This is a genomic window from Massilia solisilvae, from assembly GCF_024753215.1.
GTDB lineage: Bacteria > Pseudomonadota > Gammaproteobacteria > Burkholderiales > Burkholderiaceae_D > Telluria > Telluria solisilvae.
Map to the genome: position 1 here is coordinate 283742 of NZ_JANUGV010000002.1, position 16364 is coordinate 300105.

The 16364-nt window shown below is 59.9% G+C and carries 15 protein-coding genes and 2 tRNA genes; 7 read left to right on the forward strand and 10 right to left on the reverse strand.

The window, feature by feature from the left end:
- The first annotated feature begins 6 nt into the window (after nucleotides 1–6).
- The 3 genes from NX773_RS09410 to NX773_RS09420 all read left to right on the forward strand — a co-directional run bounded on the left by NX773_RS09410 (nucleotide 7) and on the right by NX773_RS09420 (nucleotide 2073).
- Complete coding sequence (locus NX773_RS09410) at nucleotides 7–1206, forward strand: alpha-hydroxy acid oxidase (protein WP_258856082.1); 1200 nt, start codon at nucleotides 7–9, stop codon at nucleotides 1204–1206.
- Nucleotides 1207–1395: 189 nt separating this feature from the next.
- Complete coding sequence (locus NX773_RS09415; protein WP_258856083.1) at nucleotides 1396–1674, forward strand: type II toxin-antitoxin system RelE/ParE family toxin; 279 nt, start codon at nucleotides 1396–1398, stop codon at nucleotides 1672–1674.
- Between the two features lie 9 nt (nucleotides 1675–1683).
- Nucleotides 1684–2073, forward strand: coding sequence for a HigA family addiction module antitoxin (locus tag NX773_RS09420; RefSeq protein WP_307728519.1), 390 nt, complete (start codon nucleotides 1684–1686; stop codon nucleotides 2071–2073).
- Nucleotides 2074–2230: 157 nt separating this feature from the next.
- Here the strand turns inward: NX773_RS09420 and NX773_RS09425 are convergent.
- The 3 genes from NX773_RS09425 to NX773_RS09435 all read right to left on the reverse strand — a co-directional run bounded on the left by NX773_RS09425 (nucleotide 2231) and on the right by NX773_RS09435 (nucleotide 4964).
- Nucleotides 2231–2306, reverse strand: a tRNA-His gene (locus NX773_RS09425).
- Between the two features lie 88 nt (nucleotides 2307–2394).
- Nucleotides 2395–3240 (reverse strand): glutamate racemase, encoded by an 846-nt coding sequence (gene murI / locus NX773_RS09430; protein WP_258856084.1) that lies wholly within the window; start codon nucleotides 3238–3240, stop codon nucleotides 2395–2397.
- A gap of 194 nt (nucleotides 3241–3434) precedes the next feature.
- Entirely contained in the window at nucleotides 3435–4964 is a 1530-nt protein-coding gene (locus NX773_RS09435; RefSeq protein WP_258856085.1) for a fumarate hydratase, read from the reverse strand.
- Between the two features lie 262 nt (nucleotides 4965–5226).
- Between NX773_RS09435 and acs the strand changes: the two genes are divergently transcribed.
- The 3 genes from acs to NX773_RS09450 all read left to right on the forward strand — a co-directional run bounded on the left by acs (nucleotide 5227) and on the right by NX773_RS09450 (nucleotide 8988).
- Entirely contained in the window at nucleotides 5227–7224 is a 1998-nt protein-coding gene (gene acs / locus NX773_RS09440; protein WP_258856086.1) for an acetate--CoA ligase, read from the forward strand.
- Nucleotides 7225–7413: 189 nt separating this feature from the next.
- Nucleotides 7414–7866 carry a RidA family protein gene (locus NX773_RS09445; protein ID WP_258856087.1) on the forward strand — a complete coding sequence of 151 codons (453 nt, stop codon included), beginning with the start codon at nucleotides 7414–7416 and terminating at the stop codon, nucleotides 7864–7866.
- Between the two features lie 84 nt (nucleotides 7867–7950).
- Entirely contained in the window at nucleotides 7951–8988 is a 1038-nt protein-coding gene (locus NX773_RS09450; RefSeq protein WP_258856088.1) for an NAD(P)H-dependent flavin oxidoreductase, read from the forward strand.
- A gap of 111 nt (nucleotides 8989–9099) precedes the next feature.
- Here the strand turns inward: NX773_RS09450 and NX773_RS09455 are convergent, their stop codons facing one another.
- From NX773_RS09455 to NX773_RS09470, 4 genes are all read right to left on the reverse strand, one after another.
- A complete protein-coding gene (locus NX773_RS09455; protein ID WP_258856089.1) occupies nucleotides 9100–10647 on the reverse strand; it encodes an FAD-dependent monooxygenase in 1548 nt (515 codons plus the stop codon).
- 178 nt (nucleotides 10648–10825) lie between these two features.
- Entirely contained in the window at nucleotides 10826–11068 is a 243-nt protein-coding gene (locus NX773_RS09460) for a hypothetical protein (RefSeq protein WP_258856090.1), read from the reverse strand.
- A gap of 69 nt (nucleotides 11069–11137) precedes the next feature.
- Complete coding sequence (locus NX773_RS09465; RefSeq protein WP_258856091.1) at nucleotides 11138–11392, reverse strand: hypothetical protein; 255 nt, start codon at nucleotides 11390–11392, stop codon at nucleotides 11138–11140.
- Nucleotides 11393–11472: 80 nt separating this feature from the next.
- Nucleotides 11473–11880 carry a hypothetical protein gene (locus tag NX773_RS09470; RefSeq protein ID WP_258856092.1) on the reverse strand — a complete coding sequence of 136 codons (408 nt, stop codon included), beginning with the start codon at nucleotides 11878–11880 and terminating at the stop codon, nucleotides 11473–11475.
- Between the two features lie 202 nt (nucleotides 11881–12082).
- On the opposite strand from NX773_RS09470, the gene NX773_RS09475 reads away from it, so the two are divergent.
- Nucleotides 12083–12173, forward strand: a tRNA-Ser gene (locus NX773_RS09475).
- Nucleotides 12174–12821: 648 nt separating this feature from the next.
- On the opposite strand, the gene NX773_RS09480 is transcribed toward NX773_RS09475, so the two are convergent.
- Genes NX773_RS09480 through NX773_RS09490 form a run of 3 tightly spaced genes read right to left on the reverse strand, consistent with a single transcriptional unit; the run spans nucleotide 12822 to nucleotide 16239 of the window.
- A complete protein-coding gene (locus NX773_RS09480) occupies nucleotides 12822–14588 on the reverse strand; it encodes an AAA family ATPase (protein ID WP_258856093.1) in 1767 nt (588 codons plus the stop codon).
- Nucleotides 14585–15064 (reverse strand): hypothetical protein, encoded by a 480-nt coding sequence (locus tag NX773_RS09485; RefSeq protein WP_258856094.1) that lies wholly within the window; start codon nucleotides 15062–15064, stop codon nucleotides 14585–14587. Before NX773_RS09485 ends, NX773_RS09480 begins: the two co-directional genes overlap by 4 nt.
- Complete coding sequence (locus tag NX773_RS09490) at nucleotides 15061–16239, reverse strand: dsDNA nuclease domain-containing protein (protein ID WP_258856095.1); 1179 nt, start codon at nucleotides 16237–16239, stop codon at nucleotides 15061–15063. The genes NX773_RS09485 and NX773_RS09490 overlap by 4 nt, the downstream gene beginning before the upstream one ends.
- Nucleotides 16240–16364: the final 125 nt, after the last annotated feature.

Here is a 16364-nt window from a genome sequence, read left to right on the forward strand (position 1 = left end):
GACAGCATGGGACCGATCACCAGCGTATTCGATCTTGAAACCATGGCGAGGAAGCGCCTGCCGGCAGTCATCTTCGATTACGTACATGGCGGGGCAGGGATGGAGTTGACCCTGCAACGCAACGAGGACGACCTGTGCGCGCTCGCCCTGCGCCAGCACGACATGCGCGACGTATCGCACCGGACCATGGCCGTGAAGATGGTGGGCGAGCCGGCCGAGATCCCGCTCGCGATCGGACCGACCGGGCTGGCCGGACTCACCTGGGCCAACGGCGAAGTGGAGGCGGCGCGCGCGGCCGAACAATTCGGGGTGCCGTTCTGCCTGTCCACCATGTCGATCTGCTCGATCGAGGACGTGGCTGAGGCGACCAGCCGCCCGTTCTGGTTCCAGCTGTACCTGATGAAGGACCGCAAGGTCAACGAGAACCTGATCCACCGCGCGCACGCCGCCGGCTGCAGCGCGCTGATCCTGACGCTCGACCTGCACGTACAGGGCAAGCGCTGGGCCGACGCCAAGAACGGCCTGTCGGTGCCGCCGCGCCTGACGCTGCACAACACGATGGACATCCTGTCGCACCCGCGCTGGCTGGTGGGCATGGCCCGAAGCCGCCGCCGCACCTTCGGCAACCTGCAGGGCGAGGTGCAGCAGGCAAAGCACTTGTCGGCGCTGACGCAATGGATCGAGTCGCAGTTCGACCCGTCGTTCGACCTCGAGACCGTCAAGTGGGTGCGCAAAACGTGGGACCGCAAGCTGATCCTGAAAGGCATCATGCATGTGGACGACGCACGCCTGGCGGTGGATGCGGGCGCGGACGCGATCATCGTCTCCAACCACGGCGGCCGTCAGCTCGACGGCGCGCCCTCATCGATTTCGGTGCTGCCCGAGATCGCCGACGTGGTGCGCGACCGGATCGAGGTGTTCTTCGACGGCGGCATCCGCACCGGCGGCGACATCGTCAAGGCGCTTGGTTGCGGTGCACACGCCTGTCTTTCGGGCCGTGCTTGGCTGTATGGACTGGCCGCGCACGGCAGGGAAGGCGTGCTGTGCGCGCTACGTCTGCTGAGGGAGGAGCTGAGCGACACGATGGCGCTGACAGGTCTGTCCAACCTGCAGGACATGGATCCCGATTTGGTCGCCATGCGTCCCGAACACATCAGGCCGGTCTGGCAACGGAACGGCAACAAGCGACCCAACATGGCCCATTAGCGCCTGGTGGGGCTTGCATCGTCGCTTCCGTGCCCGGATTGCTCGCGCTACCGAGCTTGCAGCTTGTACAACCCCTTTCCCCGGGTTGCTTTAGGGGTAACATCACGTTGACGGAGGATAATAACGTCCGAAGATCGTTACAATAAACTTCTTCATGCCGTGTAGCGTGAGGCGCTACACTACACAAAAATGATAAAGAGCTTTGTCCACAAGGGAGTGGAGAAATTCTTCAAGGCCGGAAACAAGAGCGGCATCGTTGTAGCGCACGCGTCGCGCCTTGGCCGGCAGTTAGCTCATCTGAACTCGGCAACCAAGCCTCAGGATATGGATCTTCCAGGGTGGGATTTCCATGAACTGAAAGGCAAGCTGAAAGGAACGTATTCGGTTTCCGTGAACGGCAACTGGCGCTTGACGTTCAAGTTTGACGGGCCGGACGCGGAAGTCGTCGATTATCAAGACTATCATTAAGGGGTTCCTATGTCGCTTATGTTCAACCCGCCGCATCCAGGCGAGGTGTTGAAGGAGGATGTCATTCCGTCGTTAGGATTGACCCAGGCGCAGGCGGCCGATCAGCTCGGTGTGTCCCGCTCAGCGTTCACTCGCGTCCTGAATGGTCACGCGGCGATCAGCCCGGAGTTGGCGGTGCGCCTCGGAGAGTGGCTTGGTACGAGCGCTGAAGTGTGGGCGAATTCCCAGACACAATATGATTTGTGGAAGGCAAAAAAGGCCCTGAAGGCGAACAGGATCAGGGTCGTTCGCTATCGAAGTGCAGTGGGCGGGAAGGAACGTAAAGCGGCAAAAGCGGCTTCTGGCCAAGGGCGCAAACGGGAGCAACACGAACCCGAGCATGACTGCGCTGTTGCGTAGGGGGGAGATTGCCGGCGAGTGGACGGTAAAGCAAGCTTTCGCAACCCGCACAGCCATCTTTTTAGACCGCCAATGACCAGGCGGTTTGGCGGCAACTTTCACTAGCCCAGAAACGACAAAGCCCAGTCCGAAAACTGGGCTAAGTGCTTGAATTCTTTGGGGTGGCTGATGGGACTCGAACCCACGACAACAGGAATCACAATCCTGGACTCTACCAACTGAGCTACAGCCACCACTGGTGTTGCTTTTTGTCCGCGCAGCAGCGGGACAGCTCGAGATTATACAAAGAACTGGCGAGACAGGCAAATTTAAATGCGCTGCTCAGCCAGCGAACGGCGGGAAGGCGACCTCGTGCACCGGCGGGTCGATGCCGAGCAGGCTGTTGAACGCCGCCGACAGGGCAGTGGCGCTGGCCGTGGTGTAGCCGTCGAGCGTACCCGGCCCCGCCGCCGTCCTTGCGGTGCCGGCCGCCTGCAGCCGGCGCGCAAGCTGGCGTGCCACCGCTTCCCCGGTGTCGATCAGCACCACTTCACGCGCGGTCGCATCGGAGATGACCCGCTCAATGGAGGCTTGTACCAGCGGGTAGTGGGTGCAGCCGAGCACCAGGGTGTCGGCCCCGGCATCGAGCAGCGGCACGATGTAGTGTTCCAGCAGGCGCGTGGTAGCGTCCGAATCCAGCTCGCCCAGTTCGATCTGGTCGGCCAGGCCATGGCAGGGCTGGAGCAGGAATTCGGTGGCGGTCGCCGCGCGAATCTGGTCGCGCAGCAGCAGGAACTTGTCGCCTGCGAGCGTGCCTTCGGTCGCCATCACGCCAACCTTGCCGTTGCGGGTGGCGGCCGCGCCCGGCTTCAGGCCCGGCTCCACGCCCACAATCGGCAGCTTGGGATAGCGCTCGCGCAGCAGGGCAATGGCGGCCACGGTGGCCGTGTTGCAGGCCACCACCAGCGCCTTTGCGCCACGTTCGATGAGAAAGCGCGCCACCATCAGCGACCGCTCCGCGATCACGTGCTCCGGCTTGTCGCCGTAGGGGGCAAAGCCGGAGTCGGCGAAGTACAGCAGGTGCTCGTGTGGCAGCTGCGCGCGGATATGCCGCAGTACCGACAGGCCGCCTACGCCGGAGTCGAAGATGCCGACCGGGGCGTCGTTGGCGGAAAGGGGAAGGTTCATGCGGAAATGGTAGCGCGCATGGGAGGCGGCGGCAAGGCCGAGCTGCGTGCATTCGTGCGGGTGAAAAAACGTCGTCCCGGCGAAGGCCGGGACCCATAGACCGTCTGCCTTGCCGCTCCGTTCGAAGGAACTATGACGCGCAGTCAGCATGGGTCCCGGCCTGCGCCGGGACGACGGGGTGATGCAGTGGTGGTTTAGGCGACGACCACCGGCACGTTCAGCGCCTCGATCTTGGCTGCCCACTCCTTCGGACCGGTCTCGTGCACCGAGGTGCCGGTCGAATCGACCGCCACGGTCACCGGCATGTCCTTGACCTCGAACTCGTAGATCGCTTCCATGCCCAGGTCCGCAAAGCCGACCACCTTGGCCGACTTGATCGCTTTGGACACCAGGTAGGCCGAACCGCCCACCGCCATCAGGTATGCCGACTTGTGGTTCTTGATCGACTCGATCGCCACCGGGCCGCGCTCGGCCTTGCCGATCATCGCGATCAGGCCGGTCTTCTCGAGCATCATGTCGGTGAACTTGTCCATGCGGGTTGCGGTCGTCGGGCCTGCCGGGCCAACCACCTCGTCGCGTACCGGATCGACCGGGCCGACGTAGTAGATCACGCGGTTGGTGAAGTCCACCGGCAGCTGCTCGCCTTTGGCCAGCATGTCCTGGATGCGCTTGTGCGCGGCGTCGCGGCCGGTCAGCATCTTGCCGTTGAGCAAGAGGGTCTGGCCCGGCTTCCACGATGCCACTTCTTCGCGGGTCAAGGTGTCCAGGTTCACGCGCTTCGATTTCTCGGTGTCCGGGGCCCAGTGCACGTCCGGCCAGGTCGACAGCGCCGGCGGCTCGATGTAGGACGGGCCCGAGCCGTCGAGCACGAAGTGCGCGTGGCGGGTGGCGGCGCAGTTCGGGATCATCGCCACCGGCTTGGATGCGGCGTGGGTCGGGTACATGTTGATCTTCACGTCCAGCACCGTGGTCAGGCCGCCCAGGCCCTGCGCGCCGATGCCCAGCGCGTTGATCTTGTCGAACAGCTCGATGCGCAGCTCTTCCAGCTTGTTCTGAGGACCGCGCTGCTTGAGCTCATACATGTCGATGTCTTCCATCAGCGACTCTTTGGCCAGCAGCATCGCCTTCTCGGCCGAGCCGCCGATGCCGATGCCCAGCATGCCCGGCGGGCACCAGCCGGCGCCCATCAGCGGCACGGTCTTGAGCACCCAGTCCACCAGCGAGTCGGACGGGTTGAGCATCACGAACTTGGTCTTGTTCTCCGAGCCGCCGCCCTTGGCCGCGACGCTCACGTCCACCTTGTCGCCTTCGACCAGTTCCATGTGCACCACGGCCGGGGTGTTGTCCTTGGTGTTCTTGCGGTCGAACTGCGGGTCGGCCACGATCGAGGCGCGCAGCTTGTTGTCCGCAAAGTTGTACGCGCGGCGCACGCCTTCGTTGACGGCGTCGGTGACGGTGCCGGTAAAGCCTTCGAAGCGCACGTTCATGCCGATCTTCAGGAACACGTTGACCATGCCGGTGTCCTGGCAGATCGGGCGCTTGCCTTCGGCGCACATGCGCGAGTTGGTCAGGATCTGCGCAATCGCGTCCTTTGCCGCCGGGCTCTGTTCTACCTCATAGGCGCGCGCCAGGTGCTGGATATAGTCGGCCGGGTGGTAGTAGCTGATGTACTGAAGCGCGGCCGCAACGGACTCGATCAGGTCTTCCTGTTTAATGACTGTCATGGGTGTTCTCGCGTTGATGAATGGTGCGCCGGCCGTATGGACGCCGCATCAAGACGGGCGCCGTGGCGGCCAGCGACTGCTGGTACGGCTGTAGTGCAGCCCATCATTCTACACCCGCCGGGCACGCCCGTTCACAAGCTGCAATGCTTTGCGCAGCATTGGTAAAATCACACAACGAATGGGGCGGGCGTGTGCGGCTTGTAAGGGCTCAGTAAGCGTGTGCGCCTAAGTTAACTAGCAAAATTACACTATGGAGACTAGCATGGCCGAAACTGAGACTTCCCAGCAACAAAATGGCTTGCAGGAGAACCGCGTTTTCCCGCCGCCCGCCGATTTTGCTGCACAGGCCGCCATTTCCGGCATGGACGCATACAACAAGCTGTGCGCCGAAGCCGAGAAAGACTACGAGGGTTTCTGGGGGCGCCTGGCGCGCGAGACGCTCGACTGGCACAAGCCGTTCACCAAGGTCCTGGACGAGTCGAACGCACCGTTCTACACCTGGTTCGAAGACGGCGAACTGAACGCTTCCTACAACTGCCTCGACCGTAACCTGACCAACGGCAACGCCGACAAGGTCGCCATCATCTTCGAGGCGGACGACGGCAAGGCCACTACCGTCACCTACCGCCAGCTGCACGAGCGCGTCTGCAAATTTGCCAATGCGCTCAAGTCGCGTGGCATCAAGAAGGGCGACCGCGTCGTCATCTACATGCCGATGTCGGTGGAAGGTGTGACCGCCATGCAGGCCTGCGCCCGCATCGGCGCAACCCACTCGGTCGTATTCGGCGGCTTCTCGGCCAAGTCGCTGCAGGAGCGCATCATCGACGCCGGCGCCGTGGCTGTCATCACCGCCGACGAGCAAATGCGCGGCGGCAAAGCACTGCCGCTCAAGGCCATCGTCGACGAAGCCTGCGCGATGGAAGGCTGCGACAGCGTGCGCGACGTGATCATCTACAAGCGCACCGGCGGCAACATCAACTTCCAGCAGGGCCGCGACATCTGGATGCACGAACTGGTCGATGGCCAGAGCGCAGAGTGCGAGCCGGAATGGGTTGGCGCCGAGCACCCGCTGTTCATCCTCTACACCTCCGGCTCGACCGGTACCCCGAAGGGCGTGCAGCACGCCACCGGCGGCTACCTGCTGTGGGCCGCGCAGACGATGAAGTGGACCTTCGACATCAAGCCGAACGACGTGTTCTGGTGCACCGCCGACATCGGCTGGGTCACCGGCCACACCTACATCACCTACGGCCCGCTGGCCGTGGGCGCGACCCAGATCGTGTTCGAAGGCATCCCCACCTTCCCGAACGCCGGCCGCTTCTGGGAGACCATCGCCAAGCACAAGGCAACGATCTTCTACACCGCGCCGACCGCGATCCGCTCGCTGATCAAGGCATCGAACGCCGACGAGAATGTGCATCCGAAGAAGTTCGACCTGTCCTCGCTGCGCCTGCTCGGCTCGGTGGGCGAGCCGATCAACCCGGAAGCCTGGATGTGGTACTACCGTAACGTCGGCAACGAACAGTGCCCGATCGTGGACACTTTCTGGCAGACCGAAACCGGCGGCCACATGATCACCCCGCTGCCGGGCGCCACCCCGGAAGTGCCGGGCTCGTGCACGCTGCCGCTGCCGGGCATCATGGCCGCGATCGTGGACGAAGCAGGGCATGACGTGCCCAACGGGCAAGGCGGCATCCTGGTCGTCAAGCGTCCGTGGCCGTCGATGCTGCGCACCATCTGGGGCAACCCGCAGCGCTTCAAGGCCGGCTACTTCCCCGAGGAGCTGGGCGGCAAGTACTACCTCGCCGGCGACGGCGCGATCCGCAACAAGGACACCGGCTACTTCACCATCACCGGCCGTATCGACGACGTGCTGAACGTGTCGGGTCACCGCATGGGCACGATGGAGATCGAGTCGGCACTGGTGGCGCACGAGCTGGTGGCCGAAGCGGCAGTGGTCGGCAAGCCGGACGACACCACCGGCGAAGCGATCTGCGCATTCGTCGTGCTCAAGCGCGCGCGTCCGTCCGGCGACGAAGCCAAGCAGATCGCGCAGCAGCTGCGCAACTGGGTGGCCCACGAGATCGGCCCGATCGCCAAGCCCAAGGAAATCCGCTTCGGCGACAACCTGCCCAAGACCCGCTCCGGCAAGATCATGCGCCGCCTGCTGCGCGTGCTGGCCAAGGGCGAGACGATCACGCAGGACGTCTCCACCCTGGAAAACCCGGCGATCCTGGAGCAGCTCAAGGAATCGACCTGACGCGCTGCGTCAGCCGGCAAAGCCGCCCCGCGAGGGCGGCTTTTTTTTGTTTGGCCGCTCCCGCGCTCATTGTTGACCCTAAAACCGTCGTCCCGGCGAAGGCCGGGACCCATGCCGAGCGACTCTGACATGCGGCCACAGCAGCAGCCACGCATCTTATAATCCTCGCAATTTTCCGAGGAGATCGCCATGCGTCTGAAGGTCGCTTATTCCATCCTGCTGGCCGCAGCCTGCCTCACTGGCTGCGCAGTGCCGTCGCACACCGCCCGCTTCAACCCACTCAGCCTGTCCAAGCCCAACGGCTACTCGCACGCTGTTGCCGCGGCGGGTGGCACGACCGTGTACGTCTCGGGCCAGCTGCCGCTGACGGCCGATGGCAAGCTGGCCGGCGACGACGCCCGTGCCCAGGTGCGCCAGGCGCTGGAAAACCTGAAGACCGCACTGGCCGCATCCGGAGCATCGCTGACTGACGTGGTGAAGATCAACGTCTACCTCACCAACATGGACGACCTGCCGGCCTTCCGCGAAGTGCGTGACATCTACTTCGTCGGCGAGCCGCCCGCCAGCAGTCTGGTCCAGGTATCGCGGCTGGTGCGCAGCGATTGCCGCATCGAGATCGATGCCGTTGCCGTTGTTCGTTAGTCCGGGCCGCGAATCATTGCAAGCTGTGCCCGAAACGCCAACACGCAGTAAACTGGCTGCATCACGAATAATGTAGAGGCGCACATGAGCTTGCAAGAACTGTTTGGGATAGCCCTGCCGATCATCCAGGCGCCGATGGCCGGCGCGCAGGGTAGTGCAATGGCGATCGCGGTATCGAATGCGGGCGGCCTTGGCTCGCTGCCATGCGCGATGCTTTCGCCCGAGGCCATGCGCAAGGAGCTGGCCGCCATCAAGGCCGCTACCGACAAGCCTTTCAACGTCAACTTCTTCTGCCACACCCAGCCTGATCCCGACGCGGCGGCCGAAGCGCGCTGGCGCCAGGCCATGACGCCGTTCTACCGCGAGTACGGCATCGACCCCGCCGGCATTCCCACCGGGCCGGGCCGCAATCCGTTTTCTGCCGAAGTGGCCGACATCCTGCGCGAATTCAGCCCGCCCGTGGTGAGCTTCCATTTTGGCCTGCCAAGCGACCAGCTGATGGAGCAGGTCAGGTCGATGGGCTCGAAGATCATCGCTTCAGCCACTACCGTGGACGAAGCGCTGTGGCTGCAGGAGCGTGGTGTGGACGCGATCATCGCGCAGGGCCTGGAAGCAGGCGGCCACCGCGGCATCTTCCTCACCGACGACCTGACCACGCAGGTGGGCACGTTCGCGCTGGTGCGCCAGGTGGCGCAGGCGGTGAAGGTGCCGGTGATCGCAGCCGGCGGCATTGCGGACGCCGCGGGCGTGACCGCTGCGATCGCGCTTGGCGCGGCTGGTGTGCAGGTTGGCACCGCCTACCTGCTGTGCCCCGAGTCCACCATCAGCGCCATCCACCGCGAGGCCCTCGCCAGCCCGGCGGCGCGCCACACGGCCCTCACCAACCTGTTCACCGGTCGGCCCGCGCGCGGCATCGTCAACCGCGTGATGCGCGAGCTTGGTCCCGTCAACGACCAGGTTCCAGCCTTCCCACTCGCGACGTCCGCGATCGCTCCCTTGCGCGCCAAGGCGGAGGCGCAGGGATCGGGCGACTTCTCGCCGCTGTGGTCGGGCGAAAACGCGACCGGCTGCGCGGCGGTATCGGCTGCCGAGATCACCAAGCGGCTTGCAGCCGGGCTGTAAGTCAGGAAGGGTAGGGTGGGCAGCTTTGCTGCCCACGCGTTCAACGCAGGCAAATTCCGCCGGCGGCAGGATCAGCGTCTTTAGAACGCGTGGGCAGCACAGCTGCCCACCCTACCGCCGATCCACGTCAACGGAAGCGAATTTAGTGAAACCGCGCTCGCTGAAGTAGCGGTTCAGCGCTTGTGCGGAGCCGCCAGGCTCGGCCAGCGCTACGTAGGTGTCCGGACGCAGCAGGTAAGCCGCATCGCGCGCAAGGCCGGCCTGGTCATGTGCCTCGTGCCACGCGAATTCGTGGAGCGCCATGCCGCGTGCCTCGCACCATGCCCGCAGGTCGCTCGAGGCCTGCCCATATACGTGCACCTGCCAGGCGATCGCAGCGAGCGGCTCGTAATTGTCGCTTCCGTCCACGCGCACCCACGGCAGCCGGTCGCCGCCTTTGATGTGGCCGGCCGTCCCTTCGCTCAACGGGCTGTCGTGGTAGCTCACCATCGTCTGCGACAGCACGCGGAACATGAACTCCTTGACCGCGTCGATGTGATCCACAGCGGTCGCGAACAGCGGCGCAACGTGCATGCGGACGAAATCGGCAAAGCTGCCTTCCGCCGTCACGAACGTGAAGACACGGTCCGTGGTCTCCACCAGCTTCTTGGCAAACGCGATGCGCTCGGGTTCGTAGCTGTCGAGCAGGCTGTCGCCGGCTTCGCCGCGCAGCACGGCCTTGAGCTTCCATGCCAGGTTGATCGCGTCGCCGATCCCGGTATTCATGCCCTGGCCGCCAGCCGGGCTGTGGATGTGGGCGGCGTCCCCGAGCAGGAACACGCGGCCCTGGCGGTAGCGGTTGGTCACGCGGTGGTGGACGTGGTAGGTCGAGAACCACTTCACCTCGTCGATCGTCAGGCGCAGGCGCGCGATCGCACGCTGGCTCACATCCTCGAACGTGAGCTGCTCCGCCTGGCCCGCGCGGTCCTCGCGCACAGTGCCGATCAGCCGCGCGTGCCCGTCGCTTGAGTAGGAAAGGATGGCGACGAAGTCCGACTGGTCGAGCGAGATGTTCACCTCACCATTTGCGGCCGGGCCGCTGATCTTCACGTCGGCCACATAGAAAATGTGCTCGTACGTGCCGCCCTCGAAGCTTGCGCCCAGCTGGTGCCGAACCGGCGAGCGCGCGCCGTCGCAGCCGGCAAGGAATGTCGCTTCGCACCTCTCCTCGGCGCCATCGGCCATGCGCAGCCGGGCCGTCACGTGGTCGCCCTTGTCCTCGAAGTCCAGCAGCTCGGTGTTGCGCTCGACCGGCACGCCCATTTGCTCCAGGCGGCGCACCAGCAGTGCCTCGTGCTGGTCCTGCGGATAGACGAGCAGGAAAGAGTAGGGCGTCAGGTGCGCGCCGGCCCGGGCGAACGACAGATGCGCCTTGCGTTCGCCGCCCACCCACAGGTTGAAGCCTGGGTTGCGCATGCCTGCCGCGACCACCTCGTCCGCCAGGCCAAGCTGGCTGTACAGCTCGAGCGTGCGCGCCTGCACCGCCAGCGCGCGCGAGGTGGTGCCCGGCCCCGCCGTTTTGTCCACAATACGTGCGCAAATGCCCTGCTGCGCCAGCCACAGCGCGAGGACCAGTCCGGTGGGCCCAGCGCCAACGATCAACACTTCCACACGTGCCATGACTGCCCCCCGATTGAAAGGAACGGCTCTGCCGGGACATCCTGTCACCGGACCGGCGACGAGTCAATGCGTGCTGGTTAGCGGCGCGCAGGCTGAAACGTCGTCCCGGCGCACGTCGGGACCCATGCTGAGCTTGGTGGAACGCGGCTTCCCGGAAGGACGCATGTGGACTGTCGGGTCATCCGGCAGCGGGATCGGACCGCGTGCGCCGACCATCGGCGCCGTTCCCCGACACTTCCGCGCGCAAGCCCGACGGATACTGGGTGGCGAACCGCTTCACGAGATCGGGCCTGACGCCACTGAGCCGCAGGTAGTTTTTCGCCGCATGCAAGTCGAACGCGCGCGCGGCCAGCGCGGCAAGATTGATCCGCTCTGCCGTCAACCCATCCTTGCGCCGATCTTGTCCGCTTCGAGTGTGCATCAGTGCTCCTTTCGGCCGCAGTATCCCCCAGCTGGGGCCGTTTGCTCCGTTGGCCAGTTCACACTCAGGTCACGCGGCCAGGTGGCGCTCGCGCGCATGCCGAACCAGGTCGGCAATCCTGCGCACGCACGCGACGGTTGTGGTGCCAGACGCCGGGTCGAACCCCATCGCGTATTCGCGTGCGATCTGGCTTGCCACGCCAGATCCGCCCTCGATGTGTTCACGGAACAACTTAATCAGCGATACAACGGTTTCGTCGAAAGCAAACCGCGTAGAACGGGAGATGTTCGTGCCTGCCGGTTGGACCTTCAGCGTATCGGCCACTACCTGTTCGAGTTGCCGTTCCGCTCGGCAAACGAGCATCGTGACCTGAGATGGGGTGAACTGGGGCCGCATGGTTGCCGTCACTCCAGGCTTGGGTAAGTGGCCGCCTGGTCGATGATGGCCGGTTGTGCCGCGCACTGCCGGGCGTACGACTTGCCGGGCCGCACCCGAAGCGGCGCGCCACGCGGCGTGTCGGCACGGACCTGCGTCAGCTTGCCGGCAAATGGAACGATCGAGTGATCCACCGCGACAGAGTTCGCAGGGCGCTGGGCAAGGGCCAGAAACTGGGCAATCGCAACGCGCACGATGTCGCGGTTGCTCAGCTCCAGGGTGCATTCGGCCGGACGATTGAGGTAGAAGAACGTGCTGGTCTCCCCCGTAGGCGTGGTGATCTCGACCTTTTTCGGCAGCGAAAATCCGTAGCGGCCGCTCGCCCACAACCTGACCCGGCAGAGCCCGAACTCGTGTGATAAAAAAGTAAAGTTCATGGGCTCATGCTATACACGCTTGAGCTGGCGCACGAAACGAAGTTGTTCCAAATCGTTACGGCGGGAAGACCTCTTTCTTCACTTCAAAACGGGTCCGCAGGCCGGGGCTGCCGTTGGCTTCGTGACGCGACATCGGCAAACAGTTGTACTGCCGAGAATCCTTGCTATAATATGCGGCTCCCGTGCAAGCGGGACCCCATCAGGAGAGATGGATGAGTGGTTTAAGTCGCACGCCTGGAAAGCGTGTATAGGTTCATAGCCTATCGGGGGTTCGAATCCCCCTCTCTCCGCCAGAATCCCATCAGGCACCTAAGCCCTTGTATTTAAAGCGTTTTCCCACTGAATTTCCTCCTGAGTTGGAGTAGAAGTTTGGAGTAGCGGAAAACGCTTTTTTCATCCCCAGGCTGCGTCTCCCTACGCCCCCCGATCTCAGCAAGTAGCCGGTCTACCTAGCGCTCACCCTGCATGGTCTGCCTCGGTGCTCGTCTAGCACGACAGAAAGGCTCGCTTATCCTGACCGTGTTGCCACTTTAGCATCTCAAGTTAGTGTGGGATAATGGACTCAGTGTATCCTTTGCAGGCACGAGGGATGGGTATCGAACACTCAGAACAGGAAAAATCTTTCGGCCCTTCTTCTTAGGTGTGGGTTTTAGCCTTCGCGCTTTCGTCCCTCTCTTAGGGGTGTGTTTTAGCTCGCTGCGTGCAAACGTAGTCGAGCAGCCAAGACTAAAGAGGATGTTTCTGAGGCATGCAATGCCGATCCTGACACAATGAGAACAATACTTGCCAACCCAATAAAAATTGCTCCACGGAATGTTTTACGCGGGCGGAATTTATGCACGTCACAGCGCGACGATCCCCTTAGTGAGTTGTTGGCTGGACTCGGCGACTTCCTGCCGCATCAGTGGAAACTGAGCAAGCGGGAAATCGCCTATCATCGGTTACGGCGTGTTCCTGTAGAACATGTTGTGTTTCTCCCCAGGGTAATGGGGAACCCACTCTTCGTCCTGCTCGTCGCCGATATAGTGGAACTCAGTATTCGAGAACACAATCTGCGTATTGAACCTTTTGGCCAGTACCTTTAGCTCGCTCACGTATGCGCCAAGGTCTTCATTGTTAATGTCATGCTGCTTTGGGGTGTCGAGTATCAAGAAAGGGAAGATTCCTCTCTGCCTTACCATGGCCAACTCCAGTAACGCGGCATGAAAAGCAAGCACGGCGCGAACCTTTGTACTGCCCTTTAATTGGCTAACGGTTTCGCTTCCGAAAACAGGCTGAAAGTCGTCTTTGAATGAAATGTTCTTATCAATATTGTCCGTATTAATAACATCGAGCCATCTCAAGAGGATGGTTCGCAGATCCGAGCGAAGCCTAATTATCTCAGAACTGAAAGACCTTTCCCCGCTCAATGCTTGATATTTTTCGTAGACTTTATTTCTACTAGTCATCGCATCGAAGTAGCGGGTTTGAAGCGTGCTATATTTTTCGAAGTCGGCCTTCTTGGTTTGCAGGGAGAAAATTTCAGATTTAATCCTCGATATTGTGTCAATAACGGCCTTCATTTCGTTGCTCTTAAGCAACAAATCGCGCTCCTTAATAAGCTCTTCATTCTGCTTCTCGTGGCTTTCTCTGGTTGCTGTCAGTGCTTCAATTTTGCGCCTATCTTCGTCGGAATTTCGCTCGAGGTCTTTTATCTGGTCTTTCAAATACAATAGATTCTTTGCGTACGACGACGAGCTTACGGAGAACAATTGACAGCCTGCGGATTCGCAGATTTCACTGAATGAGAGAAAAATACGGCGCGATTCTTCATTCAAACTGAGCGCATTAATTTCCAAATTGATTTCATTAATTATTCTATTAACACTCCGCTCGCGCTTTCCGATCTCGCTCAAATCCGTCTGAATGGTTCTGATTCGCTCAAGATTGTTCGCGATCAGTCGGCTAAAAACGCTAACTGCTCCGTCATGTTCGTTGCCCGACACGGATAAATTTTGCAGCTCGCGCTCCAACGCATCAATCTTCTCATTGATTTCCTGTAACTCCTCTGATTCGTCGAGGTTACGGCGTGCGAACTCTACATCAGACTGTCTCTTTTGGACCAGTTCGTCAAGTCGAGCCAGTTCCTGTTTCGTGTCAATTCGATCTTTCTTCGCATCAAAGGAGTTCTTAACCGGCTGATCGAAAAGCAGACGCATCATTTCGGAGAATTGGTCTTTGATAAACCGCTGGTTCCCCTTGGGGCTATAGAAGTCGCGGTATCCATCATCCTGGTCGAGATAGAAGAGCGGTAAAAACGTTGAGATAAATGGTTTGGAGAGCTTATCGCCGGTGGAGATGAGATTAGGATACTGAAGTCCGAGCAATTCAAACATGAACTCGGAATAATCGCCCTCCGAGTAGAAATCTGACACCTCGCCTAAGGGGCTGCGCACAGTAATGGCTACGTCCCGACTTGCGATAACACGCGAGACCTCATAAACGCCATTGTTAAGAGAAAAGGTCAACGCGGCTTTTGAACAGCGCCTGTAGATTTCCTCACGAAAATCAGCAGGGTAACCGAGGCAAAAGGCAAGAGACTGTACAGTCGGCGTCTTCCCACAACCGTTCGGCCCATAGAGCTGAGTGATGTGTTCGCCAAAGAACAGTTCATCAGACTCCAGCCCGTTTCTACCGTTTGAGTAAATCTTTAGGCTCAATAATTTCATGTTAATTCGAGATCCAATTGTCTTGAAACACAGATGTTTCGGTAGGCTAGCCCGATCTTTGCCAGGTTGTATGCGAGATCGTCATCGTTCTCAAGAGCTTTGCCAATGACGCGCTTACCCATCTCAGTAATTGCGATGCGAGCCTTGCGATTTGGGATCTCGACAAGATTTGTTAGTTCAAGAAAATTTAGGGCTTTTACGGTGCGTACCCGAAGGTTTGCTGACCAGCCCAAGTGTTGAGAGGAACCTTTGAAGCCTATAAGACTCGCTTCTATGCTTTCCCCGACAAGTTGACCAATCTCTGCGATCTTTGGCTTTCGACGATCCTTTGCCATTAGGAGGATAATTAGCGCAATTAAGGGTAGTTGAAACAACGCTTCATTGCCAAGTAAATGCATAGTTTGCACTTCCGGCCTAGCGGGAAGGGTCAGCTTGGATTGATCAACCCTGTCAAAGAACTCATCAAATTTCATCATTTTTGTTTTACCAGAGATGAGAAAAAGGCTCCCAGTATTAATTCAGGTGTCAAGTCATATAACAGGTTGTTATGCTTCAATGTGGTTATCAGGGAGTGAATTTGCTGCCTTAGCTCTGACAGCCTAACCGTTCCATCAATGCCAACATTGCTGCCCAAGTTCTGGCGGATCGTAGATACTATCGAAATCAAGTCAAATTCTGGAATAACGTGGCGATTGTTTCGTAGCCAAATATCCCAATCGGTTTTACATCTTGAACAAAATTCGATCTCGCTTTTATCCGCTCCAGCTTTCTGTAGTACGCGTTGAATAATCGAGACAGACTTTATCGCCTCGTCGTCTCCCGCCGCGAGGAGAGCCTGATAAGCATCCTTGGAGATGCTTAATATGTCGAGCAAGTCTCCAATCGCGATGCCTGCAAATTTCTCAATCGACTCAGCAGTGATCTCTTCGATGCGGCCGCTAGATTTTTTCTCGACTAGCGCAAGAAGCTTCATCAGGATTTCGTCTATTTCCCCACGCCCGAGGTCTACTTCACTGTAGAAGTGAATCTTTTCACGGACGATCATTCCAAACCCATGGTCCTTTAGCTTTAGGTGCTGAACATCAGGCTCGAAGCATAGCTTGGTTAGGCAGTTTTTGATCTCAGCATCAGTTAGATGGCGCTTGTCTAGGTCTGCTTTGAAACACTCGTTGAAAGCATTCAACAGTGCTACCGAGTATTGATTCGTAAAAGCACCGCCTTGTATGTCTTCAACTATGTCCAATACGGTGTCGTCCAAGTTGATGTTCGTCTGGAAGACGGCCGATTCGCATGAGCTGTCAAAGGTTAGGGTATGCAGCAACAGTTTGCCAACAAAGCTGTCACGTATTTTTTCCGGCTCCTGTTCGGGAAGTTTCTTACCTCGTGCAACCTTTAAACCGAAAAGTTCGTTTGCGGTCCAGTTCTTGTTGGCTTTGGCGCGAGTCTTTACTTGGGTGAAGATATACCGCTTTTCGTCGCCCGATGACTTGCGAACAACAAAGTCATCATGTAGGTCACAGTAAACTCGGTCAATCTCTTTCCCCTCTAAGATCGCAAGTGCGGCGATCGCGGCGGCACGCGTTTGAGCGCGATACCGATCGAACGAGTCTCGGCCGTCCTGCTCGCGTGGCTGCCGCTCATGTAGCTCCAAACTGGTCTCCGTCAATTCGAGAATGGTTTCAACGGCCAAACGCCGGGTAGTGGAACATTAGCATAAGGGAATGTTCGAAAGATAACAAATTATCACTGGGTAAGTTCTATGCTTTTAAGGCGCTG